Genomic DNA, 24,665 nt, shown 5'->3' with positions numbered 1-24,665 from the left:
AGCGCCATCACGGTCGACGCCCTCCGGGGCCGGCGGACCCGGCCGCGGGTGCCACGCGACGACGCGACCACCGACGTCCGGTCGCACCCCGGCAGGTGGTCACGGGTTCCACCCGTCCCCACCGAGAGGGTCGCATGTCCCGTCCCACCGCCGCAGAGACGCCAGCACGGCCGTCAGGCGACCCGACCACCCGGGGTGCACGCACCCGGCTCAGCCGGCAGCCGTCCTTCACCGCACCCTCGCGGCGCAGGTCCGGCGCGTCCGGTCGTCGTCGGCCGACCCAGCCGCGCGACACCCGCACCCGCTGGGACGTCCAGGGCCTGCGCGCCTTCGCGGTGCTCGCGGTGGTGGCCAACCACGTGTGGGGCTGGCCGGCCGGCGGCTTCGTCGGCGTCGACGTGTTCTTCGTCATCTCCGGCTTCCTGATCACCGGCCTGCTGCTGCGCGAGCACGACCGGACGGGCCACATCTCCTTCTCGGGCTTCTACCGCCGCCGGGTCAAGCGGATCATGCCGGCCTCGGTGCTGGTGCTCGTGGTCACGGTCGCGTCGTCGTGGTTCGTCTTCAACGCGGCGCGCTGGCAGACGACCGTGGTCGACGGCGTGTGGTCCCTGCTGTTCGTCGGCAACTGGCGCTTCGCCCTGCAGAGCACCGACTACTTCGCCAGCGACCGTCCGGTCTCCCCGCTGCAGCACTACTGGTCGCTGGGGGTGGAGGAGCAGTTCTACCTGGTGTGGCCCTGGCTGATGCTGCTGGTCCTGGTCCTGCTCGGCCGCCGCGCGGCGAGCACCGTCCGACCGCGGCTCGTGCTGGGGGTCCTGATCACGGTGCTGTCGGTGGCCTCGTTCGTCTGGGCGCTGCACGACACGCAGGTCGCGGCCAACCGCGCGTACTTCTCGACCTTCTCCCGTGTCTGGGAGCTGGGCGCCGGTGCCTTGCTGGCGGTGGCCGTGCCGCTGGTCAGCCGGCTGCCCGACCGCCTGCGTCCGCCGCTCGCCTGGGTGGGGCTGGCCGGGATGGTCGCGGGCGTCTTCGTGGTCAGCCCGAACGGGTTCGACGCGCCCGCCTCGGCTCTGCCCGTGCTGGCGACCGCGCTCGTGATCGCCGCCGGCACCGGCGTGCGGCAGCAACGGCTGCTCTTCCCGCTGACCAACCGGGCCGCCGGCTACGTCGGCGACATCTCCTTCTCGCTCTACCTGTGGCACTTCCCGGTCGTCGTGCTCGGGCACGCCGTCCTCGGGGACGGCCTCCTGCCGGGGCTCTTCCTCGTCGCCCTCGCCACGATCCTGGCGGTGTACACGTACCACCTGGTGGAGGACCCGGTCCGACGCTCGCAGTGGCTCGTGCCGCGGAGCGACCGGGGCCGGTCGCGTCGGCGCGGTCACCGGCGGCACCGGCGCAGCACCCAGGCTCGTCCGGCCTTCTTCTCGCCCGCCTACCAGAAGACGGCCGTCAGCCTCCTCGCCCTGGTCACGGCCGTGCTGCTGGTCGTCGCGCTCCAGCCCCGGACCGCGACCACGACGGCGACCGTCGCGCCACCGGTGGGCCTCCCGTCCGGAGCGAGCGCCGGGACCACCGCGCAGGACCAGCTCCAGGCCTCGCTGGCGCAGGCGCTCGGCGCCGAGGCGTGGCCGACCCTGTCCCCGTCGATGAGCTCGGTCCTGACCGGCGGTCTCGGTCCCGACGACATCCACGCCTGCGGCGGGGCCGACACGATCGACGAGTCGTCCTGCACGTGGGGCGACCCGAAGGCCGACCGCACGATCGTCGTGGTCGGGAACTCGACGGCCCTGGTCTACGTCGACCTGCTGCGCAGGGTGATCGGGAACGACGACGGGTGGAGGGTCATCTCCTACGGCATGTACGGGTGCGGGTTCCGCGACATGACGATCCTCGCGCCGCCGCCGGACGCCCAGAAGAGCTGCCGCCAGCGGCCCGACGACGCCGTCGCGGCGATCAACCGGCTCGACCCGGACGTCCTCGTGCTGTCCGGGACGGGCAACGTGGAGTCGGCCACGTCGGAGATCGGCAAGATCACCGTGAAGCCCAAGCTCGTGTTCCTTCCCGGCCCGCCCGCGGACAAGGACGTCAACGACTGCTTCACCAAGGTCAGCACGCCCGCCGACTGCGTCTCGGTCCCCGAGGAGGGGTGGGGGGTGCTCGAGTCCAAGCTGGCGAACGACCTCGGCGGGGTCTACGTGAACAGCCAGAAGTGGTTCTGCGTGGACCTGAGGTGCCCGGCCTTCGTCGGCACGACCCCGATGAAGCTCGACCGCTTCCACCTCACCACCGAGTACAACGGCCTGATCGCTCCTGCCGTCAAGGAGGAGCTCGAGTCGCGCGAGATCGTCAGGCTCTCGGCCTGAACCGGGCGCCGCGGGCGATCCGGACGGGGCCGCGGGCCGTACGGACGTCGACCGGCTCGCCCTTCTGCCGGACCTCGACCACCCCCTCGTCGGCGAGCCTGGCGGCGACGTCGCGGGCCTGCGGCATCGCCGCGCGCCAGCCCGGGCCGCCCACGGCCCGCGCCGCGTCGCTCGGGCAGATGGTGCTCGTCGCGGCGCGGCGGTCGAGCAGGTCGAGCATCGACGCCCGCAGCCGGGCGTCCAGGTCGTCGGGGTCGCCGGGCACCCGTCCACGGTAGGCGGGCCACCGACCTGCGGCAGGCAAACGGCGGCGCCCGAGGGCGGTCCGTCGCGCTAGGGTCCTCCGGTGACCCTCGGACAGATCGCCGGCCTCGTCGCCGCGCTGGCCTGCGTGGGGCTGGTCGTCTTCCTGGCCGTCCCGCTGCTCAAGCTCGGACGCGTGCTCGACGAGCTGCGCGTGACCGTGCGCGACCTCGGGCAGGAGACCGTGCCGATCCTCACCGAGCTGCAGGGCACCGTCCGCGCCACGAACGAGGAGCTGGGCAAGCTCAGCCTCGTCACGGCCGACGTCGCCAAGGTCAGCGCGAACGCCAGCCTGGTCAGCGACAACGCCGCCCAGCTCTCGGGGATCGTCAACGCGACCGTCGCCCGCCCCCTGGTCAAGACCGCGGCCATCGGCCACGGCCTGCGCCAGGCGGTCCGGCGCAGCGCGACGCAGGACCCCGACGGCCGCCGGGCCGGGCGCCGCGCGCGGCGGGCCGAGGTGAAGGTCGCCATGCAGGAGCGCGAGGCCGAGCTGCGTGCCCTGTCCGGCGGGACGGACCCGGGCCGAGCTACCGAGCGGCCCCGCCGCACCCCCTGACCCGCCCCGCTCGCTCTACCGACCCTCACGAGGACCCAAGACGATGAGAACCGCCGAGATCCGGCGACGCTTCCTGGACTACTTCTCCGCACGTGGCCACCAGGTCGTGCCGTCCGCGCCGCTGCTCTACAACGACCCCACCCTGCTGTTCGTCAACGCCGGGATGGTGCCCTTCAAGCCCTACTTCACCGGCGCCGAGACGCCGCCCTGGGACCGGGCCACCTCCGTGCAGAAGTGCGTGCGCACCCTCGACATCGAGGAGGTCGGCAAGACCACGCGCCACGGCACCTTCTTCCAGATGCAGGGCAACTTCTCCTTCGGCGACTACTTCAAGGCCGAGGCCATCCGGCTCGCCTGGGAGCTCGTCACCGGCAGCCAGGACGACGGCTTCCTGGGCTTCGACCCGAACCGCGTCTGGGTCACCGTCCTGCACTCCGACGACGAGGCCGCGGCCCTCTGGGCCAGCATCGCGGGCCTGCCCGAGGAGCGCATCCAGCGCCGCGGGCTGCTCGACAACTACTGGAACATGGGCGTCCCCGGACCGGGCGGCCCCTGCAGCGAGATCTACTACGACCGCGGGGCGGCGTACGGGCAGGAGGGTGGCCCCGTCGTCGACGAGGACCGCTACCTGGAGATCTGGAACCTGGTCTTCATGCAGGAGGAGCTCTCGGTCGTCCGCGCCAAGGACGACTTCGACGTGCTCGCCGACCTGCCCCGCAAGAACATCGACACGGGCATGGGCCTGGAGCGCGTCGCGACGCTGCTGCAGGGCGTCGACAACCTGTACGAGATCGACGAGGTCGTCGGCGTGCTCCGCCGCGCCGAGGCGCTCTCGGGCAGGACGTACGGCGCGGAGGGCGGCCACGAGGACGACGTCCGCATGCGGGTCGTCGCCGACCACGTCCGCTCCGGCCTCATGCTCATGGCCGACGGCGTCACGCCCGGCAACGAGGCGCGCGGCTACGTCCTGCGCCGCCTGCTGCGCCGCGTGGTGCGCTCGATGCGGCTGCTCGGCGTCACCGACCCCGTGCTGCCCGAGCTGCTGCCCGTCAGCCGGGACGCTATGAAGGCGTCCTACCCCGAGGTCGAGCGCGACTGGGACCGCATCGCGGCGATCGCGTACGGCGAGGAGGAGGCGTTCCGGCGCACCCTCGTCGCGGGGACGCAGATCTTCGAAACCGCGGCCCGGGACACACGCTCCGGCGGCGGCACGACGCTGAGCGGCGACCGCGCCTTCCAGCTGCACGACACGTACGGCTTCCCGATCGACCTGACGCTGGAGATGGCGTCGGAGCAGGGCCTGACCGTGGACGCGGACGGGTTCCGGGCGCTCATGGCCGAGCAGAAGGCGCGCGCGAAGGCGGACTCCAAGAGCAAGAAGGCGGGCGCGCAGGCGACCGAGGTCTACCGCGAGCTGCGGGCGGGCGGGGTCACGCCGTTCACCGGCTACAGCGAGCTGGCCAGCGAAACCAGCGTGCGGGGCATCGTCCTCGACGGCGAGCAGGTCGCGGCCGCGTCCGAGGGCGACGTCGTCGAGGTCGTCCTCGAGCGCACCCCCTTCTACGCCGAGTCCGGCGGCCAGGACTCCGACGCCGGCACGATCACCGGCGACGGCTTCGAGCTCGAGGTGCTGGACGTCCAGCGCCCGGTCAAGGGTCTCGTCGCGCACCGCGTGCGCGTCGTCCGCGGCGAGCTGCAGTCGGGGACCGACGTCCTCGCGCAGGTCGACGGCGAGTGGCGCCTCGGCGCCTGCCAGGCGCACTCGGGCACCCACGTGGTGCACGCGGCGCTGCGCCAGGTGCTCGGCCCGACAGCCCTGCAGAGCGGCTCCTACAACAAGCCCGGCTACCTGCGGCTCGACTTCGCGTGGCAGGGCGGGCTCTCGGCCACCACGCGCTCCGACGTCGAGGAGGCGGCCAACCGCGCGCTGCGCGCCGACCTGGACGTCACGGCCACGTACATGCCGCTGGCCAAGGCCCGTGAGCTCGGCGCCCTCGCGCTGTTCGGCGAGACCTACGACGAGGAGGTCCGCGTCGTCGAGATGGGCGGGCGCTGGTCGCGCGAGCTCTGCGGCGGCACGCACGTGCAGCACTCCTCGCAGATCGGGCTCGTCACGCTCACCACGGAGTCGTCCGTCGGCTCCGGCGTGCGGCGCGTCGAGGCGTACGTCGGCATCGAGGCGTTCCGCTACCTCGCGGCCGAGCGGACGCTCGTCCACGGCCTGACCGACGCGCTCAAGGTGCAGCCCGACCAGCTGACCGACCGGGTCCAGCGCCTCGTCGCGCAGCTCAAGGACGCCGAGCGTCAGATCGCCGAGCTGCGCAGCCGCGAGGTGCTCGCGCAGGCGGGCGCCATCGCGGCCGACGCGCACGAGATGTGGGGCGTGCAGTACATCCGCCACGCCGCACCCGGCCTCGCCGGCAACGACCTGCGCTCGCTCGCCCTCGAGGTGCGCAACCGCGTGGGCGACCAGGCCGCGGTCGTGGCGCTGGTCGGCGGTTCGCAGGACAAGCCGAGCGTTGTCGTCGTGACCACGCCGGGGGCTCGGGACCGTCGGCTCGCCGCCGGGGACCTCGTGCGGGTGGCCAGCGAGACCCTCGGCGGACGCGGCGGCGGCAAGCCCGACATCGCCCAGGGTGGCGGCAGCGACGGCAGCAAGGCCGGCGACGCCCTCACCGCGGTCGAGCACGCGATCGGCCACACCCTGCTCAGCGCGTGAGCTTTCGGCGAGGCGTGCGCGTCGGGCTCGACTGGGGCGACGCGCGGATCGGGGTCGCGCGGTGCGACCCCGACGGGATCCTCGCCACGCCGTACGCGACGGTGAAGGCGGGGGAGTCCGAGGTCGCCGACCTGCTCGCCGTGCTGGCCGAGCTGGAGCCGCTCGAGGTCGTCGTCGGGCTGCCGACGACGCTCGCGGGCAAGGACGGTCCCGCCGCGGAGAAGGTGCGCGAACGCGCCCGGCGGCTCGCCGACGCCACGCCGATACCGCTGCGGATGGTGGACGAGCGGCTGAGCACCGTCGAGGCGTCCCGGCGCCTGCGCGAGGGCGGGCGCCGCGCCAAGGAGCAGCGCAGCGTGATCGACGCGGCCGCGGCGGCGGCGATCCTCGAGCACGCGCTGAGCATCGAACGTTCCCGGGGTGAGCCACCCGGGGCGTTACTCTTGCCGCACGGCGCTGCCTGACCGAGCTGACTGACCCCCGGCTGCTCGTGGTCGGCGCCGCCGTCCAACCTGCTTCACCCACCGGGTCGAGGCGCGCCCCGACCACGAGGAGGACACGCACACCGTGTCGTCGATGCTCCCCGACACCAAGCCGAGCGCGGCCCAGGAGGTCATCCACCAGGGCAAGGGCTGCCTGGCGGTGCTGCTCGCGCTCGCCGTGCTCGTCGTCGGCGGGTTCCTCGTCTACGACCAGGGCAAGCAGCTGATCAGCGGCTTCGGCGAGACGCCGGACTACACCGGCTCCGGCGTCGCCCCCATCACCGTGACCATCCCGACCGGGGCGACCCTGGACGAGATCGGCGACGTCCTCAAGCAGGCCGACGTGGTCAAGTCCGCGCAGGCGTGGGACAACGCCGTCGCCTCCGAGGAGCGGGCCACCAGCATCCAGCCGGGCCGCTACCTGATGCGCACCCAGATGGCCGCGATCAACGCGCTGCGGCTGCTGATCAACCCTGGCGAGTCGCGGGTGCGGGCGCAGTTCACGATCCCCGAGGGGCTCCGGCTGAGCCGCCAGGTCGACGCGCTGGCCAAGGGCACCAAGATCAAGAAGTCGGCCTACCAGGCCGCGCTGAAGAACCCGAAGAAGCTGGGCCTGCCGTCCTACGCCAAGAACCGGCCCGAGGGCTTCCTCTTCCCCGACACCTACGAGCTCACCGCCGACGCCACGGCGACCTCGACGCTCAAGCAGATGGTCAGCCAGTACAAGGCGGTCACCGCCGACATCGGCCTGAACGCGGCGGCGAAGAAGCTCGACCGCAGCCCGTACGAGGTCCTCATCGTCGCCAGCATCATCGAGCGCGAGGTCAACCAGGACCAGTACCGCGCCAAGGTCGCCCGGGTGCTCTACAACCGCCTGGACGAGGGCATGCCGCTCGGGCTCGACTCGACGGTCATCTACGCGGAGAACCTGAACACCAACACGACGACGCCCAAGGACCGGGCGAGCAAGTCGAAGTACAACACCTACCTGCGCAAGGGCCTCCCGCCCGGCCCGATCGCGGCGCCCGGCAAGGCGGCCCTGGAGGCGGCGGCCAACCCGGAGCCCGGCAAGTGGCTGTACTTCACGACGGTCGACTTCGACAGCGGCGAGACCAAGTTCGCCGAGACCGACGCCGAGTTCCAGCAGATCGTCGCCCAGTTCCAGGCGTGGTGCCAGAGCCACCCCGGCCGCTGTGACAGCTGAGGCGCCGGCTCCTCAGGGCGGGGTCCGCCACCGCTGCGCCGTCCTCGGCTCGCCGGTCGCGCACTCGCTGTCGCCGGTGCTGCATGCGGCCGCGTACGCCGAGCTCGGCCTGACGGGCTGGTCCTACGGGCGTGCCGAGGTGCGCGAGGACGGGCTGGCGGGGTTCGTCGACGGGCTGGACGCGTCGTGGCGCGGGCTGAGCCTGACGATGCCGCTCAAGGTCGCGGTGCTCCGGCTCCCGCACGTGGGGCTCGTGTCCGAGACGGCCCGGGTGACCGGCGTCGCGAACACGCTGCTGCTCGACGGTCCAGGGCGCGAGGTGCACAACACCGACGTGGACGGGCTGGTGGCGGCGGTCCGGCGGGTGCTGCCCGGGCCGGTCTCGACGGTCACCGTGGTCGGGTCCGGCGCGACGGCCCGGTCCGGCGTGGTCGCCGCGGCCCGGCTCGGTGCGACCCGGGTGCAGGTGCAGGCCCGTGACCCGCAGAAGGCCGCCGCACTGGCGTCGCTGGCCGACGCGGTCGGCGTCGCGCTAGCCGTCGTGCCCTGGGGTGCCGTGCCACCCGCGGCCGACCTGCTCGTCTCCACGGTGACGGCGGGGGCGGCCGACGACCGGGCCAGGGTGCTGGCCGCCAGCGCCGGCGCGGTGTTCGACGTGGTCTACGACCCCTGGCCCACCCCGCTCGCGGCGGCGGCGGCGCGGACCGGCGTACGGGTCCTCGACGGGCTCGACCTGCTGGTCGCCCAGGCGGTCCTCCAGGTCGAGCTGATGACCGGCCGGCGTCCGTCGCCGGAGGTCCTCCGGGCGGCCGGGGACGACGCCCTGGCTGCCGCGCACGCGCACGGCTGACCGGCGCGCCGGGCTGTGGACCCTGGACGACTCCGAGGCGGGATGGTAGGCATTTCGCCATGGCAGTCAAAGACGACGCTCCCGGCCGCCGCAGCTCCGCTGCGGACAGCTTTCCCACCACGACCCTCCCGCGCCCCGAGGTCCGCGACCTGCCCGACGCGCCGGTCGCCTACCGCAAGCTCATCGGCCCCGGCATCGTCGCCGCCGGCGTCGGTCTCGCCTCGGGCGAGTTCATCCTCTTCCCCTACATCGCCAGCCAGGTCGGCCTGATCTTCGTCTGGGCCGCCTTCGTCGGCCTGATCACGCAGTACTTCATCAACCTCGAGATCGAGCGCTACACGCTCGCCACGGGCGAGACGGCGCTCACCGGGTTCAGCCGCTTCTGGCGGCACTGGGGACTCGTGTTCGCGATCCTCGCCTACTTCGCCAACCTCTGGCCCGGCTGGGCGACCAGCAGCGCGACGCTCGCCTCGTACGTGTTCGGCGGCACCCCGCGCTACATCGCGATCGGCATGCTCCTCGCCATCGGGCTCATCCTGACCCTCGCGCCCGTCGTCTACGTCGCCCTCGAACGCGCGCAGATGCTGAAGGTCGGCGCCGTCGTGCTGCTGTTCGTCGTCGGCGGCATCATCGCCGTCGGGGCGTCGGCCTGGAAGGACGTCCCGCAGATCGTCACGCGGCCGGGGATCCCGGTCGAGACGCTCGGTTTCGCCACCCTGCTCGGTGCGCTGGCCTTCGCGGGCGCCGGCGGTGGGCAGAACCTCGTGCAGTCCAACTGGATGCGGGACAAGGGCTTCGGCATGGGGGAGTACGTGCCCCGCCTGGTCAGCCCGATCACCGGCCAGCCGGAGGCCGCACCGTCGACGGGCTACATCTTCGAGCCGACCGACAAGAACCTGTCGCGCTGGAAGGGCTGGTGGAAGTTCGCCAACCTGGAGCAGATCTTCACCTTCGTGCTGATCACCTTCTTCACGATCCTGTTCACCTCGCTGCTCGCGTACTCGACGGTGTTCGGCCGCGAGGGCCTGGCGAACAACATCAGCTTCATCAAGACGGAGGGCGAGGTGCTGGCCGAGCGCGTCGGCTCCTGGTTCAAGTACTTCTTCTGGATCATCGGCTCGTTCTCGCTGTTCGCCGCCGCGCTGGGCATCGTCGACTACACGAGCCGGCTCGCCGCGGACGTGATCAAGACGAGCTATGCGCGCAAGGCCAACGAGTCCAAGGTCTACGCCGGGCTCGTCTGGGGCCTGGTCGGGATCGGGATCGTCGTGCTGCTCGCGGGCTTCGACCAGCCGATCGTGCTGCTGGTCATCGCCGCGGTCGTCGGCGGCTTCATGATGTTCATCTACTCCGGCCTGCTGATCCTGATCAACCGGAAGATCCTCCCCGGCCCGATCCGCATCCGCGGCGTCCGGCTCGGCGCGATGATCTGGGCGATCCTGCTGTTCGGGACGCTGTCCTTCCTGACGTTCCGGGACCAGCTGGGCAAGCTCTTCGGCTGAGCGTCGGACCCGGCCCGGCACAAGACGTCGGGCCGGGTCCGCCGCCACCGTGGAACACTGGCCCGCGTGCTTCGCTGGCTGACCGCAGGAGAGTCCCACGGACCTGCGCTGGTCGCGGTCCTCGAGGGCATGCCCGCCCACGTGCAGGTGACGACGGACGACGTCGCCGCCGCGCTGGCGCGGCGCAGGCTCGGCTTCGGCCGGGGTGCCCGGATGAAGTTCGAGGCCGACGCCGTACGCCTCCTCGGCGGCGTGCGCCACGGCGAGACCCAGGGCGGACCCGTCGCCATCGAGGTCGGCAACACCGAGTGGCCCAAGTGGGAGACGGTCATGTCGGCCGACCCCGTCGAGGCCGCGGTGCTCGACGCCCAGGCGCGCAACGCCAAGCTGACGCGCCCGCGACCGGGGCACGCCGACCTCGTGGGCATGCAGAAGTACGACTTCGACGAGGCCCGCCCCGTCCTCGAGCGCGCCAGCGCCCGGGAGACCGCGGCCCGGGTCGCGCTGGGCTGCGTCGCCCGGCGGTTCCTGGAGCAGGCGTACGGGGTGCAGATCCTCAGCCACGTCGTCGAGCTGGGCTCGGTCAAGGCGCCCGCCGGCGTCGTCCCCGCCCCTGAGGACCTCGCGGCGATCGACGCCGACCCGGTGCGCTGCTACGACCGGGACACCGCCGCCGCGATGGTCGCGGAGGTCGAGAGCGCGCAGAAGGACGGCGACACCCTCGGCGGCGTCGTCGAGGTCGTCGTCTGGGGGTTGCCCCCGGGCCTGGGCTCCCACGTGCACGGCGACCGTCGCCTCGACGCGCGGCTGGCCGGCGCGATGATGGGCATCCAGGCGATCAAGGGCGTGGAGATCGGTGACGGCTTCGAGCTGGCCCGCACGCGCGGCAGCCTCGCCCACGACGAGATCACCTCCTCCGGCGAGGGCATCGCGCGCGTCTCCGGTCGTTCCGGGGGCACCGAGGGCGGCATGAGCACGGGCGAGGTCCTGCGCGTGCGCGCCGCCATGAAGCCGATCGCCACGATCCCGCGTGCGCTGCGCACCATCGACACCTCCACGGGTGAGGCGGCCGTCGCGCACCACCAGCGTTCCGACGTCTGCGCCGTGCCCGCCGCCGGCGTCGTGGCCGAGGCCATGGCCGCGCTCGTGCTGGCCGACGCGGCCATCGAGAAGTTCGGTGGCGACTCGGTCGCCGAGACCCGCCGGAACTGGCGCTCCTACCTCGACGACGTCGCCGCCCGCGGCCTGGCGCTGGCGTCCCGGTGACGACGCCGTGACCGCCGCCCTGGTCCTGGTCGGCGCCCCCGGCTCCGGCAAGTCCACGGTCGGCGCCCTGCTCGCGCAGCGGTGGGGCGTGCCCTTCGCCGACGTCGACGCGGTCATCGAGTCCCGGGTGGGCAAGAGCGTGGCCGAGATCTTCGCCGACGACGGCGAACCCGTCTTCCGCGCCTTCGAGGAGTCGACGACCGCCGAGCTGCTGGACGCGCCGGGCGTGCTCGCCCTCGGCGGCGGGGCCGTGCTCTCGCCGGCCACCCGCGCCACGCTGGCCGGTCGTCCCGTCGTGTGGTTGCAGGTCACCATCGCGCACGCCGCCGGCCGGGTCGGGCTGAACGAGGCCCGGCCGCTGCTCCTCGGCAACGTCCGCGGCCGGCTGGTGAAGCTGCTCAACGAGCGCACCCCGCTCTACGCCGAGGTCGCGCGCGCGAGCGTCGACACGGACGGCCTCACCCCGGACGAGGTCGCCGACCGCGTCGAGGCCCTGGACCTCGCCCGTGCCTGACGTGACGCGGATCCGCGTCGCCGCGGAGCGCCCGTACGACGTGGTCGTCGGTCATGGCGTGCTCGGGGAGGTCGCCACGGTCCTGGGCGAGCCGCGCCGGGTCGCGCTGCTGCACCCGGCCGCGCTGATCGACGTGGCCGTCCGGGTCGCCGCCGACCTGCAGCGGGCCGGCCACGAGGTCGTCCGCATCGACGTGCCGGACGCCGAGGCGGCCAAGACCGCCGAGGTCGCGGCGCGCTGCTGGTCGGTGCTCGGCCACGCCGGCTTCACCCGCAGCGACGCGGTCGTGGGCGTCGGCGGGGGAGCGACGACCGACCTCGCGGGGTTCGTCGCCGCGACCTGGCTGCGCGGGGTCGCCCTGGTGACCGTGCCGACGAGCCTGCTCGCGATGGTCGACGCCGCCGTCGGCGGCAAGACCGGCATCAACACGCTCGAGGGCAAGAACCTGGTCGGGGCGTTCCACGAGCCGGTCGGCGTCGTCTGCGACCTCGACGTGCTGACCACGCTGCCGCCCGCCGACCTGCGCGCCGGGCTGGGCGAGGTGGTCAAGTGCGGCTTCATCGCCGACCCGGAGATCCTCACGCTGGTCGAGGAGCAGCCGGACGCGGCCGTGGACCCGACGTCGCCGGTGCTGCGGGAGCTCGTGGAGCGTTCGATCGCCGTCAAGGCCCGCGTCGTCTCCGCCGACCTCCGGGAGGCGACCTCGACGGGTCGCCAGGTGGGGCGCGAGCTGCTCAACTACGGCCACACCCTCGGGCACGCCGTCGAGCGCCGCGAGCGGTTCCGCTGGCGCCACGGGGAGGCGGTCAGCGTCGGGATGGTGTTCGTCGCCGAGCTGGCCCGCGCCGCCGGGATCCTGGACGACGCGGTCGCCGACCGGCACCGGGCCGTGCTGACCTCGCTCGGCCTGCCCACGACGTACGCGCCGGACGCCTTCGACGACCTGGTCGCCGCGATGGGGCTGGACAAGAAGACCCGCGGCTCGACGCTGCGCTTCGTGGTCCTCGACGGCCTGGCCAGCGCCGAGATCCTCGCCGGGCCCTCCGACGAGCTCCTGCGGCGCGCGTACGCGGCCATGGCCACCGCCTGAGCGGGTTCGGGCCCGCCGGCGCACGGCGAGGGTGGAGCGACGCTCCCGCACGGCTAGACTGAGCGACTGCTCAACGAGGTCGAAGACCTGCACGAAGTCGAAGAGGGGTACGAACGCGTGGCGTCCACGAACGATCTGAAGAACGGCATGGTCCTGGACCTGGACGGCCAGCTGTGGTCCGTGGTCTGGTTCCAGCACCACAAGCCGGGCAAGGGCAACACCGTCGTCCGGACCAAGCTCAAGCACGTGCTGACCGGCAAGGTCGTCGACCGCACGTTCAACTCCGACACGAAGGTCGACACGGCCAGCGTCGACCGTCGCGAGATGCAGTACCTGTACCACGACGGCTCGGGCTACGTGTTCATGGACACCAGCAACTACGAGCAGATGGTCATCCCCGACGACACCGTCGGCGACGCGAAGAACTACCTGCTCCCCGAGCACATGGCGACCGTGGCGATCCACGAGGACACGCCGCTCTACCTCGACCTGCCGGCGTCGGTGGAGCTCGAGGTCACCTACACCGAGCCGGGCCTGCAGGGCGACCGCAGCACCGGCGGCACCAAGCCCGCGACCGTCGAGACCGGCCTGCAGATCCAGGTGCCGCTGTTCCTGACGACGGGCGAGCGCGTCAAGGTCGACACCCGTGACGGCAGCTACCTCGGCCGCGTCGGCTGAGGTGAGCGACCCCACCTCCTCCCCGTCGACCCCGACCGGTCCGGTCCGGGTCTCGACCCGCGCCAAGGCCCGCAAGCGCGCGCTCGACATCCTCTTCGAGTCCGAGGTGCGCGGCACCGACGTGCTCGAGACCCTGGCCGCGCGGGCCATCGACGCCGACCCGCCCGTGCGTGACTACACGCGGGTCCTCGTCGAGGGCGTCGCCGACCACCGCGAGGCGATCGACGCCCGGATCTCGGCCGCCCTGGCCAAGGGCTGGACGCTGCCCCGGACGCCCCGCGTCGACCGCAGCGCGCTGCGGATCGCCGTGCTCGAGATCGACCACCTGGACGTCCCGGACGCCGTGGCCGTCTCCGAGGCGGTCCGGCTCGTGGCCGACCTGTCGACCGACGAGTCACCGTCCTTCGTGGGCGGCGTGCTGGGCGCGATCGTCGACAGCAAGCAGCCTGCAGAGGCCGCCAAGCCGGCCGAGGACGTCGCCTCTCAGCACGTGCCCGACGGCGCGTCGGCACCGGGGTCGGAAAGTTCCCCGATCGCCTGAGGAACCGCAAAGAATCCCCATCTTCACCCCCACGGACGATTGCCACGTGGAAACGGCGCCCGTACGTTTCGGACCCTGATCATCGGCAGAGGGTCCGAAGACGGGCCAGGGGAGTTGAACGCGTGCGACGAGACGCAAGAGCAGTGCTGGGCCTCGGCCTGGCGACCGGTCTGATCCTGACCGGAGCGGTCACCGCGACCGCAGCACCACCGCCCAAGGCACCGCCCGTCACCGCGCCGCCGGTGTCCGAGCCCGTCGCGAAGGGCTCCGACGCCCTGCCGAACGCGCTCGACGACAAGCAGCAGGCCCTGCGCAAGCAGGCGCTGAACCTGGTGCTGACCGGCCAGGCCAAGGTCCAGAAGATCAACGGGTCCTACGTCGTCAAGGTCGGCAAGAAGCCGGCCGGGCAGAGCGCGTCCCAGCGCGCCCGGGCGAGCAGCACCGGTGCGGTGGCGGCGCCCAAGCTGGTCGACCAGTACGTCGAGCTGGGTCGGGAGCAGACCGACAAGATCTTCGTGCTCCTGACGGAGTTCGGGACCGAGCGTCAGCCGAACTTCCCGGACCAGGACACCGACCCGTTGACGGAGGGTCCGACGAGCTTCGAGGGCCCCCGGCACAACCAGATCCCCGAGCCCGACCGCGCGACGAACAACAGCACGGTCTGGCAGAAGGACTACTCGCCCGCGTACTTCAAGAAGCTCTACTTCGGTGAGGGCGACGGGGTCGAGTCGCTGAAGACCTACTACGAGAAGCAGTCCTCGGGCCGCTACTCGGTCGACGGCCAGGTCACCGGCTGGGTGCGCGTCCGCTACAACGAGGCCCGCTACGGCCGGTCCACCGACGACCCGAAGGACGCCAACGGCGACGACCCGAACGTCTGCGCCGACATCGTCTGCGGCAACAGCGAGATCCTCATCCGCGACGGCGTGGCCCAGTACGTGAAGGACCAGAAGGCCGCCGGCAAGACCGACGCGCAGATCAAGAAGCTGCTCGCGGGCTTCGACCAGCAGGACCGGTACGACTACGACGGCGACGGTGACTTCAACGAGCCCGACGGCTACATCGACCACTTCCAGATCGTCCACGCGGGCGGCGACGAGGCCGACGGTGACCCGATCCAGGGTGAGGACGCCATCTGGTCGCACCGCGGGTACGCCAACCTGGCCGCCCAGGGGACGTCCGGCCCGGACACCATCAAGCTCGGCGGCTTCGCCTTCGGCGACACCGGGCTGTGGATCGGCGACTACACGATGCAGCCCGAGAACGGGGGCCTCTCGGTCTTCGCGCACGAGTACGGCCACGACCTCGGTCTGCCGGACCTCTACGACACCGCGTCGGGCGGCGCGCAGCCGGTCGAGTTCTGGAGCCTGATGTCGCAGAGCCGTCTGTCGGCGGCCGGCGACCAGGGCATAGGCACCCGCCCGGGCGACCTCGGTGCCTGGGAGAAGATGCAGCTCGGGTGGCTCGACTACGAGACGGCCGTCGCGGGGCAGAAGAAGACGTTCGACCTCGGCCCGCACGAGTACAACTCGGCCAAGGCGCAGGCCCTGGTGACGGTGCTGCCGCCGAAGACGGTGACCACCACGCTGCCCACGCCCCCCGAGGGCAAGCTCCAGTGGTGGAGCGGCGGGGGTGACGGCCTCGACAACACGCTCAGCCGTGAGGTCACCCTCCCGGCCGGCCCGGCTGCGCTGACCTTCCAGGCCAGCTGGAACATCGAGGACTGCGACGACACGGCCTGCGACTACGGCTACGTGCAGGTGGACGACGGGTCGGGCTGGAAGGCCATCGCCGGCAGCATCACCAACCCGAAGGAGGGCAACGGCATCGACGGCACCTCCAAGGGCTACGTGCCCGCGACCTTCGACCTGTCGGCGTACGCCGGCAAGACGGTGGGCATCCGGTTCCGCTACGCCACCGACGGTGCCGCGCAGGGCAACGACCCGACCAAGCCGTCCGGCCTCTTCGTCGACGACATCAAGGTGGTCTCGGGCTCGACGACCGTCGTGAGCGACGGGGCGGAGTCCGGGGCGAACGGCTGGACGTCCGACGGGTTCACCGCGGTGGGCGCGAGCACCACCACGGCGTTCCCGCAGTACTACATCGCCAGCAACCGCACCTACACCTCGTACGACGCCTACCTCAAGACGGGTCCGTACGACTTCGGCTACTACCCGGCGCCTGCACGGGACAAGGTCGACCACTTCCCGTACCAAGACGGCCTCCAGGTGACCTACTGGGACACGAGCTACACGAACAACAACGTGTCCCTGCACCCGGGCAACGGGCAGATCCTCACGGTCGACGCCCACCCGGAGCCGCTCTACCGGATCGACGGGCGACCGTGGGTGCCGCGCGTGCAGATCTACGACGCGACGTTCGGGCGCCAGAAGGCTGACTCCTTCACCCTCCACGTGCAGGGGCAGCCGAGCTACGTCCGTGGCCAGGACGCCGTGCCGACCTTCGACGACACGAAGTCCTACTTCCGCGCCGCGACCCCGCTCGCCGGGGTCCGGGTGCGGAACGCCGGCGTGACGATGACGGTCGAGCAGCAGGAGGGCACGTCTCTGCGCGTCGCCCTGGGCACCAGCACGCCGGTCTCGGCTGACGCCACGCTGGCCAGCGCCCGCAAGGCCGTGACCAGCCAGCGCTGATCACGAGCTGACCCGCCACCACGGCCGGGCGGTCCGCACCCACCAGGGTGCGCGACCCGCCCGGCCGTGGTGCGTCCGGGGCCGGGGCGTGCCGTCTCCCGGTCAGGCCGCGGCCTGCTCCGACGTGGGTTCCTGGCGAGCGCGCCGCCAGACGTCGGCGGCGAAGGAGCCGCAGCCGAGCGTGAGCGTGCCCTGGTTGGTCACGACGAAGACGTGACCGTGCGGCGTCCGGAAGACGTACGTTCCCGGCTCGGGTTGTCGCCGTCTCCAACGCCCGTGGGTCACGGCGCGGTGGTGCGGACGGGACAGCGGGCCGAGGTTGTGCAGCCCGGTCTGGCCCGGCGGCCCGCCGCGCTCGAGAGGGACGTAGGGCACCGAGTGGTCGCTGTCCAGCGTGCGGCGCACCGCCGCGCCGAAGGGGAAGACCTCGGCCGGGTTCCGCGCGAACAGGGCCTCCCGCATCCGCACCGGGGTCTCGTACGCGTCCACGGCCGCCGTCGCCGCCGGGTCGAGCAGGGGTCGGACGGTCACCGGGCACCCGGTCTCCGCCAGCCAGCTGCGGAGCTGGTCCAGGCTGGTCGGCTCGCCGTGCTCGGGACGGGCGACACCGTGACCCAGCGCGAGGGCGGCGCTCGACAGGTGGAAGTGCAGGACCACGCGCGGCAGCAGGTCCCGCTCACGCGTCAGACCTCCGGGTGCGACCAGGTCGAGCCCGCCGCGCCTCGAACCACCCTCGTCGTCCTGGTGCCCGTCGTCGTCGGGCACCGCCGGCCCGTGCGGGTCCTCGTCGTGCTCGTGCGCGATCAGCAGGTGCAGGGCTCGAGCGGGTTGCGCCAGGAGGCCGAGGGCCTTGGCCCGCCGCTCGTCCGCCGGAGCGGTGTCACCCTCGGTCTCCAAGACGTCGGCGAGGCGGTTCACCGTGGCCAGCAGGCAGACGACGTCGCCGGCGGCGGCCTTGGCGACCAGGGTCGTGAGCCCGTCCTCGCCCGGGTAGGCCCACACGCCGCGCGAGCGACGGGCCTGCTCGGCCCGTTCGCCGGTCAGCGCCGGGTCCGCCTGCAGGACCGCGGCCGCCAGGAGCCGGCCGAACCGCCCCCACGTCAGCTGGCCGAGGTAGCGGGCCACCGCGAGGTCGACCAGGCCGGCGGCCTCGCGCGGGAGGTGGTGGCACGCGCGGGCGACGTGCACGGCCTGCCAGGCCCGCACCTCTCCGGCCCGCACCCGGTCCCACAGCCGAGGGTGGCGGTGCCGCAGGTCGAGCGCGTCGGCGACCAGCTGCTCGGCGGTGCCGCTGCTGGTGCCGCGCAGCGCGCCGAGCTCGTGGACCGCGTACTCGGAGGTCTCGGGACAGCCGTCGCCGCCGTAGCCGACCGCGCGTTCCACCAGCGGTTCGTAGCCCGTCGCCGTGGTGTCGAGGTCGTGCACGTCGGCCCACGCCGCCGCCAGGACGAGCACCTCGCACTCCCGCCGGCGCAGCTCGACCTCGTTCTCCACGAGACGTGCCGCCAGCTCCTCGCCGTGAGGAACGTCGTATCGAACATACGAACGATTCTGTCAGCGACCTCTGACACTTCTGGCGACGAGCCGAGCGACCTCGCCGGCGGCGGCACTGAGGCCGGCGGCGGCGACGGCCGGGTCCAGGGCCTCGCTCAGCGGGAGGGGCCCGGCGTGGATCCCGAACGCCGCGTCGACGCGGTCCCCGGTCGGCCCGAGCGGGTGCGCGACCCGGCCGGCGAGCACCACCACCGGAACCCCCGCCTCCCGCGCCAGGTCGGCGACGCCGACCGGGCCCTTGCCCAGCGCGGACTGGGCGTCGAACGAGCCCTCCCCGGTCAGCACCAGGTCGGCACCGACGAGGGCGTGGGCGAGACCGACGAGCTCGGCGACCCGGGCGAAGCCCGGCAGGAGGCGGGCCCCGCAGGCGAGCAGGGCCGCGCCGAGGCCGCCCGCCGCACCGGCGCCCGGCGTGGAGACGACGTCGGCGACGCTGCGCCCGGCCGCGGCGGCCAGCAGCGACGCCCAACGCTCCATCTGCGCCTCGAGCAGGGCGACGTGGACGTCGTCCGCGCCCTTCTGCGGCCCGAAGAGCCGCGCGGCGCCGGTCGGGCCGAGCAGCGGGCTGGTCACGTCGGTCAGCACCTCGACGCGGCCGAGGTCGGGCAGCGCGTCGATCGCGAGCACATCGGGCAGCAGGTTGCCGTGGGCGACGTCGCCCCAGCGCGTCCGCAGCCGGGCACCGAGCGCGGCCAGCAGCCCGGTCCCGCCGTCGGTGGTCGCGCTGCCGCCCAGCCCGACGAGGACCCGGGGTGCCCCGGACACGAGGGCGGCGGCGAGCTGCAGGCCGAGGCCGTACGAGGAGGCGCGCAGCGGCACGGAGGTGTCGACGGTGCCCACCAGGTCGAGCCCGATCGTGCGGGCCGCCTCGAGGACGACGGTGCCGTCGTCCAGCACGCCGAACCCCGCCCGCAGCGGTCGCCCGAACGGGTCGACCGCGTCGACGACGACCTCACGACCGCCGCTCACGAGCAGGGCGTCCACCAGACCCTCGCCGCCGTCGGCGACCCCGACGACGACGACCTCGGCCCCGGATACTGCGGCGCGAACACCCGCGGCCGCCGCCTCGCCGGCCTCGCGGCTGGTCAGCGAACCCTTGAACGAGTCGAAGGCCGCGACGACCCTCACGCCGGCTCCACCCAGGCGAAGCCGTACGGCTCGAGCACCAGCGGCTCGACGGCGCCGCCGGTGATCACGTCCCGGCCGGTGAGGCCGGGCAGGGGGACGCGGTCGGCGGTCACGTTCGTCACGCACACCAGGGTCTGCCCCCCGCCCCGGCGACGCACGGCGAACACGCGGTCGTCGAGGTCCAGCGTCTGCTGCGTCGCCGCGGGGGCGAGCGCGGGCTGCTCGCGGCGGACGGCGAGCAGCGACCGCAGCCCGTCGAACATGCCCGCGCGCCGCAGGTCGGTGTCGAGCTCGTCCAGCAGCACGTCGGCGTCGAGCCGGGCTCGGTTCACGCGGCGGTTGATGCCGGTCTCGGCCATGCCGACCAGGTCGGGCCGGGTCCCGAGCAGCGAGTGCACGTAGACGGCGGGCACGCCGACCACCCCGAGCAGGATGCTGTGCGCGGCGAGCCCCTTGGCGACCAGCACGGCCGGGTCCGCCGCCTCGGCCGGGGTGCAGAGGGCGTCGAGGTAGGTCAGGTTCAGCTCGTAGACCTTCTCGCTGCCGTCCGGTCCCCGGGACAGCCCGACCCGGCCGCCGTGGGCGAGGACGCGGTCGACGAGCGCGGCCCGCTCGTCGTCGTCCAGGATCCCCTCGGTCGGGCGCAGGCCGATGCCGTCGTGGCTGGCGAGGAAGTTGAACCACGTCGCCGTCGGGCTGACCGGACCGATCCGGTCCGCCCAGCCCCGCAGGCGGGCGGCGGAGCCGCTGACGAAGGAGTGCAGGACCAGCGGCGGCAGCGCGAACTGGTAGACGAGGTTGGCCTCGTCGGAGCCGTCGCCGAAGTAGGACACGTTCTCCGCGTGCGGGACGTTCGTCTCCGTGAGCAGCAGGGCCCCCGGCGCCAGCGCGTCCAGCAGCACCCGCCACAGCCGGATCACCGCGTGCGTCTGCGGCAGGTGCAGGCAGGTCGTGCCGGACTCCTTCCACAGGAAGCCGATCGCGTCCAGCCGCACGGCACCGGCGCCGTGGCCGACGTAGCCGAGCAGCACGTCGGTCAGCTCGAGCAGCACGGCCGGGGTCCGGACGTCGACGTCGACCTGGTCCGGCCCGAAGGTCGTCCAGGCCTGGACCACGGAACCGTCTCGGCGCACGAAGGGGTGGAACAGCGGCGTCGTCCGCGGGCGGACGACCCGCAAGGTGTCGAAGGCGGGGTCCTCCGCCAGGTAGAAGCCGGCCCGGTCGGGCTCGCCCGCGAGCCACCCCCGGAACCACGGGCTCGCGCTGGACGTGTGGTTGGCCACGAAGTCGAACCAGAGGGTCCTGTCCTCGGCCAGCCGCTCGACGTCGTCCCAGGTGCCCAGGGCGGGGTCGACACGGCGGTGGTCCACGACGCCGAACCCGTCGTCGGACGTCCACGGGTACATCGGCAGCAGGTGCACGTCGGTGACGACGTCCCCGACCCGGTCCTCGAGCAGCCCGTGCAGCGTGGCCAGCGGTGCCTCGCCGTCGCGGGTGACCGTGTCGCCGTACGTGATGAGGACGGCGGTGCGCTGGTCGAGGGGCCGTGACGTCCGACGCCCCAGCCGCTCCGCGTGGCGGCCGGCCAGCGCGACCAGCTGGGCGACGACCCGCTCCGCCCCGGCCGGGTAGAGCTCGGCCACGACCGGCGCGAGCCGGGCCGCGAAGCCGGCCGCCGAGCCGTCCGCGAGGCCGCTCACGACGCACCGTCCTGCCGGCCGGCGACGAGGTCGGCGGCGAGCCGGGCCCCGCGCTCCACCGTCGCGTCGGGCAACGGCACGGGAGGCACCGGGTCGTCGAGTAGCTCCCGGGTGGTCCGCAGGCCCCAGTCGTCGAGCTCGGCGACCCGGTCGCTGACGCTGCGCAGCCCGCCGTACGTCCGGACAGCCCCGGCCCACGGCTCGCGCAGCCTGTACGCCGGTCGCGCGACCAGGCAGTCGGGGTCCGTCGACCAGAGCCGGCCGTGCTGCCAGCTCCGCGCCACCATCGGCATCAGCCCGCGCAGGCCCCGTGAACCGTCCTCCCCGCCCTCGTGGAACGTGTCCGGCGAGGTGCGCATCGCGTCGACGAGCCCGAGGCTCGGCAGCAGGGGAGCGCCGCAGCCCACGACGTACACCTCCGGGCCCACGACCTCGCGAACGAGCGCGAGGCCGGTCCGGTACGCCTCGACCGGATCGGCGCCGGAGTGCCGGGGACCCGGCACCGCGCCGCCGTAGAGGAAGTCGAGCTTGAGGTAGTCGACGCCGAGGTCGACGACCCGGCGCAGGTGCGTGCGCAGCAGGTCCTGCACGCCGGGGTGCGTGAGGTCGAGCCCGCGGAGGTCCTGCGCCCAGTTGTGCCCGGCGGCGCCGACGAGCCAGTCGGGGTGCTCCCGGGCGAGGGTCGTCCGGTCGCCGACGAGGAACGGCGCCAGCCAGAGCCCGGCCCGGCGACCCGAGGACCGGATCCGGTCGACGAGCCCGGCGAGGTCGCCGAAGCCGGGGGCGGGCGCGAGGTCCTCGCCGAGCCCCTGGCTCCAGCCGTCGTCCAGCTGCACGACGTCGACGTGGAGGTCGTGCGCGTCGAACGCGTCGAGGTTCTCCTCGACGTCGGCCGCGGTGACCTGCTCGAAGTAGCGGTACCAGGAGCACCACACCGACGGGGCCGGCCGGACGACCACGTCCGCCGTGAGCGGGGCGACGGCATCCGCGAGGGCCGCCACCGCCGTCGTCGCGGCGCCGTTCGTGACGGGTCCGTCGGCGTGGACCTCGAGCACGTCGCCCCGCAGCACGGTGCGCAGCGTCGGCACGGTGGTCGTGGAGGGGGCGGCGTAGCGGCGGACGGGACCGCCGTCGCCCGGGTCGACGACCAGGAGCCCCTCGGCCTGGAGGCCCTCGTCGGCCAGCGGCGTGCCGGGCCGGAAGCGCATCGTGTGCTGCCAGTCCAGGTCGGGGCGCAGGCCCCGGGCACCCGGCGCGTACCAGGTGGCGGGGCTCCAGCTCTGCCAGCCCTCGGCGTAGACGCGGGCGTCGGGTCCCACGCGGACCTCGTCGACCAGGGTGAAGCTCATCGTGCTCCCACCCGGACCGGGGCGCCGTCGGCGTCGGCCGACGCGGCCGCGGCGAGCACGAGGGCCACGGACCGCGCGGCGTCGGCCGCGGAGTTCTCGGGCTGGCAGTCCTCGGCCACCGCGCACATCAGCTCGCCCATCGTGGCGGCGAACCCGTCCACGAACCACGCCCCGCGGAGCGGCAGGTCGACGACGCCGTCGCCGTGGTCGAGGCTCAGCCGGTCCGAGTCGAGCAGGACGCTGCCGCGGGCGGTCCCGGTGGTGCCGTGCACCCAGAACGGGCAGGAGGGCTCGCTGGCGACCGCGTTCCCCGCGATCCGCAGCGTGGCCGTGGCCCCGCCGGCGGTGCTCAGCTCGACGGTGGCCGACCACGGGTTCTTGGCGGCGGCCGGCTGCCCGGGCACGCGGGAGTCGTACGCCCGCACGGCCACCACCTCGCCGTGCCCCTCGGGTGCCGTCGCCAGCCAGGTGCGGGTGACGTCGACCCAGTGCAGGAGGTAGTCGGTGAGGAGCATGTGCCGCACGTCGTCGAAGGGGGTGCCGACCAGCGGGGGCAAAGCCTTGTCGAGCACGTGGGTCACCCCGACGACCTCGCCGAGGTCACCGCGGCGCAGCAGCAGCGTGGTCAGACGCCACGGCGGGGCCCAGCGCCCGTTCTGGTTGACCGCGACGCGGACGCCCGCGGCGTCGGCCCGGGCGAGCACGGCGGGCAGCGCGGCGAGGTCCTCGGACGTCGCGACCAGCGGCTTCTGCGCCAGCACGTGCTTGCCGGCGTCGACGATCCGCTCCAGCCAGGCGAGGCGGCCCTCGGGCCCGGTGGCGAGGTCGACGAACCGCACCTCCGGGTCGGCCAGCAGCTCGTCCGCGCTGGCGTAGACGCGGCCCACGCCGGGGAAGCGGTCGCGGATCCCCGCGGTACGGGAGGGGTCCCGGCTCCAGACCCCGGTCACGCCGACGTCGTGCTGCGCGTACGCCGGCAGGTGCGCGCTCTGGGCGATCGTCCCGGCGCCGAGGATCGCGACGCCCGAGCGGTCGGCGGGGAAGCGGGGGCCCGTCGCGGGGAGGTCGAGGAGCGGGGCGCTCACGCGGGCGCCCCCGTCGGTGCGGGCGCGGCGGGGAAGCGCAGCACGGCCTGCAGGATCGCGGGATCCCCGGCGTCCAGGCGGGCGAAGACCGTGGCGACGTCGGCCGCGTCGACCACGTCCGTGACCAGCGGCAGCACGTCCAGCCGACCGGCGGCCACGAGGCCCATCACGGTGGAGACGAGCCGGGCCTGGTCCCAGCGGCGGCCGAGGGCGACGGGCGTCCCGGAGATCTGGCTGGCGACGATGCGGACCCGGTTGTGGTGGAACTCCTCGCCGAGCCGCAGCGCCTCCGCCCCGCCCTGGTAGAAGCCGGAGGCCACGACGGTGCCCTCGACGACGACGCTGCGGACGGCCTCGTGCAGGGCGGGCACGACGCCGCTCAGCTCGATCGCGCTGTCGACGCCGCCGCCGGACCAGCGGCGGACGACCGCCCCGGCGCCCGCCTCGACCCGGGCGTCCACGACGTGCGCCGCGCCGAGGTCGCGGGCGTGGTCGAGGCGGGCCGGGAGGGCGTCCACCGCGACGACCTCGGCGCCGCTGAGGACGGCGAGGCGGGTGGCGATCAGGCCGATGACGCCCTGGCCGAAGACGGCGACCCGGTCGCCGAGGGACACGTCGGCCGCGAGCACGGCGTTCAGGGCGACCGCGCCGACCCGGGCGAAGGTCCCGGTCAGGGCGTCCTCGGGTGGCAGCGTGCCGCGCAGCCGTCCGACCGGGACCACCGCCTCGCTGCGGTGGCCCCAGATGCCGTAGACCACCTGGCCGACCGACCACCGGTCCCCGGCGTCGGGGGCGACCTCGACGACCTCCCCGACCTCGGAGTAGCCCCAGCCCTCGACCGGGTAGGCGAAGGTCGGCGTCCCGGGCAGGAACATACGCTGGTCGGGGTCCCAGGTGCCGGTGAGGTAGGGGTTCGTCCCGCGGTAGGCGGTCAGCTCGGTGCCGGCCGAGACGCCCGAGTACCAGGTGCGGACACGCACCGTCCCGGGCTCGAGCGGCTGGGCCTCGACGTCGGCGAGGCCGACCTCGCGGGGGGCGGTGAACGCGACGGTCTGGGGCACGGGTCCTTCTGCGTGGGGTGGGGTGGGTGGGATCGGCTGGGGGGTGGAGGTGAAGAAGGA

General features: G+C 73.5%; 20 protein-coding genes. 13 read left to right on the top strand and 7 right to left on the bottom strand.

Annotated elements, in window-relative coordinates:
* Nucleotides 1-134 precede the first annotated feature (134 nt).
* Nucleotides 135-2,366: an acyltransferase family protein gene (locus ABD665_RS03095; RefSeq protein ID WP_204912276.1), complete on the top strand. Its 2,232-nt coding sequence runs from the start codon at nt 135-137 to the stop codon at nt 2,364-2,366.
* Here the strand turns inward: ABD665_RS03095 and ABD665_RS03090 are convergent.
* A complete protein-coding gene (locus ABD665_RS03090; protein WP_344741013.1) occupies nt 2,350-2,631 on the bottom strand; it encodes a DUF3253 domain-containing protein in 282 nt (93 codons plus the stop codon). The two genes, ABD665_RS03095 and ABD665_RS03090, sit on opposite strands and share 17 nt — an antisense overlap.
* Before the next feature lie 81 nt (nt 2,632-2,712).
* On the opposite strand from ABD665_RS03090, the gene ABD665_RS03085 reads away from it, so the two are divergent.
* The 12 genes from ABD665_RS03085 (at nt 2,713) to ABD665_RS03030 (ending at nt 16,728) form a co-directional block, all read left to right on the top strand.
* Complete coding sequence (locus tag ABD665_RS03085; protein WP_204912277.1) at nt 2,713-3,228, top strand: DUF948 domain-containing protein; 516 nt, start codon at nt 2,713-2,715, stop codon at nt 3,226-3,228.
* Between the two features lie 43 nt (nt 3,229-3,271).
* A complete protein-coding gene (alaS, locus tag ABD665_RS03080; protein WP_204912278.1) occupies nt 3,272-5,947 on the top strand; it encodes an alanine--tRNA ligase in 2,676 nt (891 codons plus the stop codon).
* On the top strand, nt 5,944-6,411 hold the full coding sequence (gene ruvX / locus ABD665_RS03075) for a Holliday junction resolvase RuvX (protein ID WP_204912279.1): 468 nt from the start codon (nt 5,944-5,946) through the stop codon (nt 6,409-6,411). The genes alaS and ruvX overlap by 4 nt, the downstream gene beginning before the upstream one ends.
* Before the next feature lie 112 nt (nt 6,412-6,523).
* Nucleotides 6,524-7,633 (top strand): endolytic transglycosylase MltG, encoded by a 1,110-nt coding sequence (gene mltG / locus ABD665_RS03070; protein ID WP_204912280.1) that lies wholly within the window; start codon nt 6,524-6,526, stop codon nt 7,631-7,633.
* Nucleotides 7,623-8,483, top strand: coding sequence for a shikimate dehydrogenase (locus tag ABD665_RS03065; protein ID WP_204912281.1), 861 nt, complete (start codon nt 7,623-7,625; stop codon nt 8,481-8,483). The genes mltG and ABD665_RS03065 overlap by 11 nt, the downstream gene beginning before the upstream one ends.
* Before the next feature lie 59 nt (nt 8,484-8,542).
* Nucleotides 8,543-9,985, top strand: coding sequence for an Nramp family divalent metal transporter (locus tag ABD665_RS03060; protein ID WP_204912282.1), 1,443 nt, complete (start codon nt 8,543-8,545; stop codon nt 9,983-9,985).
* A gap of 66 nt (nt 9,986-10,051) precedes the next feature.
* Nucleotides 10,052-11,251 carry a chorismate synthase gene (aroC, locus tag ABD665_RS03055; RefSeq protein WP_344741009.1) on the top strand — a complete coding sequence of 400 codons (1,200 nt, stop codon included), beginning with the start codon at nt 10,052-10,054 and terminating at the stop codon, nt 11,249-11,251.
* A 7-nt stretch (nt 11,252-11,258) separates the two neighbouring features.
* Nucleotides 11,259-11,765 (top strand): shikimate kinase, encoded by a 507-nt coding sequence (locus ABD665_RS03050; protein WP_204912283.1) that lies wholly within the window; start codon nt 11,259-11,261, stop codon nt 11,763-11,765.
* On the top strand, nt 11,758-12,855 hold the full coding sequence (aroB, locus tag ABD665_RS03045; protein ID WP_344741006.1) for a 3-dehydroquinate synthase: 1,098 nt from the start codon (nt 11,758-11,760) through the stop codon (nt 12,853-12,855). Before ABD665_RS03050 ends, aroB begins: the two co-directional genes overlap by 8 nt.
* Before the next feature lie 117 nt (nt 12,856-12,972).
* Nucleotides 12,973-13,533, top strand: a complete 561-nt coding sequence (gene efp / locus ABD665_RS03040) for an elongation factor P (protein WP_204912284.1) — start codon at nt 12,973-12,975, stop codon at nt 13,531-13,533.
* Between the two features lies 1 nt (nt 13,534).
* Nucleotides 13,535-14,074, top strand: coding sequence for a transcription antitermination factor NusB (nusB, locus tag ABD665_RS03035; RefSeq protein ID WP_204912285.1), 540 nt, complete (start codon nt 13,535-13,537; stop codon nt 14,072-14,074).
* Nucleotides 14,075-14,217: 143 nt separating this feature from the next.
* Nucleotides 14,218-16,728 carry an immune inhibitor A domain-containing protein gene (locus tag ABD665_RS03030; RefSeq protein WP_344741001.1) on the top strand — a complete coding sequence of 837 codons (2,511 nt, stop codon included), beginning with the start codon at nt 14,218-14,220 and terminating at the stop codon, nt 16,726-16,728.
* 102 nt (nt 16,729-16,830) lie between these two features.
* On the opposite strand, the gene ABD665_RS03025 is transcribed toward ABD665_RS03030, so the two are convergent.
* The 6 genes from ABD665_RS03025 to ABD665_RS03000 are packed head-to-tail and all read right to left on the bottom strand — an operon-like array spanning nt 16,831 to nt 24,605.
* Entirely contained in the window at nt 16,831-18,222 is a 1,392-nt protein-coding gene (locus ABD665_RS03025) for a DUF222 domain-containing protein (RefSeq protein ID WP_204912287.1), read from the bottom strand.
* 60 nt (nt 18,223-18,282) lie between these two features.
* On the bottom strand, nt 18,283-19,410 hold the full coding sequence (locus ABD665_RS03020; protein WP_204912288.1) for a glycerate kinase: 1,128 nt from the start codon (nt 19,408-19,410) through the stop codon (nt 18,283-18,285).
* Nucleotides 19,407-21,110: an alpha-amylase family glycosyl hydrolase gene (locus tag ABD665_RS03015; RefSeq protein WP_204912289.1), complete on the bottom strand. Its 1,704-nt coding sequence runs from the start codon at nt 21,108-21,110 to the stop codon at nt 19,407-19,409. Before ABD665_RS03015 ends, ABD665_RS03020 begins: the two co-directional genes overlap by 4 nt.
* Complete coding sequence (locus ABD665_RS03010) at nt 21,107-22,459, bottom strand: alpha-galactosidase (RefSeq protein ID WP_204912290.1); 1,353 nt, start codon at nt 22,457-22,459, stop codon at nt 21,107-21,109. Before ABD665_RS03010 ends, ABD665_RS03015 begins: the two co-directional genes overlap by 4 nt.
* On the bottom strand, nt 22,456-23,544 hold the full coding sequence (locus tag ABD665_RS03005; protein WP_204912291.1) for a Gfo/Idh/MocA family oxidoreductase: 1,089 nt from the start codon (nt 23,542-23,544) through the stop codon (nt 22,456-22,458). Before ABD665_RS03005 ends, ABD665_RS03010 begins: the two co-directional genes overlap by 4 nt.
* Nucleotides 23,541-24,605, bottom strand: a complete 1,065-nt coding sequence (locus ABD665_RS03000) for a zinc-binding dehydrogenase (RefSeq protein WP_204912292.1) — start codon at nt 24,603-24,605, stop codon at nt 23,541-23,543. The genes ABD665_RS03005 and ABD665_RS03000 overlap by 4 nt, the downstream gene beginning before the upstream one ends.
* Between the last annotated feature and the right edge of the window lie 60 nt (nt 24,606-24,665).

Origin of the sequence: Microlunatus spumicola, assembly GCF_039536445.1 — a bacterium.
Classification (GTDB): domain Bacteria; phylum Actinomycetota; class Actinomycetes; order Propionibacteriales; family Propionibacteriaceae; genus Microlunatus; species Microlunatus spumicola.
This window is presented reverse-complemented; position numbering and strand designations above follow the sequence as displayed.

Excerpts from the sequence above, each read along its gene's own strand:
- ABD665_RS03095 (WP_204912276.1), top strand. The coding sequence starts at position 135 with ATGTCCCGTCCCACCGCCGCAGAGACGCCAGCACGGCCGTCAGGCGAC.
- alaS (WP_204912278.1), top strand. The coding sequence starts at position 3,272 with ATGAGAACCGCCGAGATCCGGCGACGCTTCCTGGACTACTTCTCCGCA.
- mltG (WP_204912280.1), top strand. The coding sequence starts at position 6,524 with ATGCTCCCCGACACCAAGCCGAGCGCGGCCCAGGAGGTCATCCACCAG.
- ABD665_RS03060 (WP_204912282.1), top strand. The coding sequence starts at position 8,543 with ATGGCAGTCAAAGACGACGCTCCCGGCCGCCGCAGCTCCGCTGCGGAC.
- ABD665_RS03010 (WP_204912290.1), bottom strand. The coding sequence starts at position 22,459 with ATGAGCTTCACCCTGGTCGACGAGGTCCGCGTGGGACCCGACGCCCGC.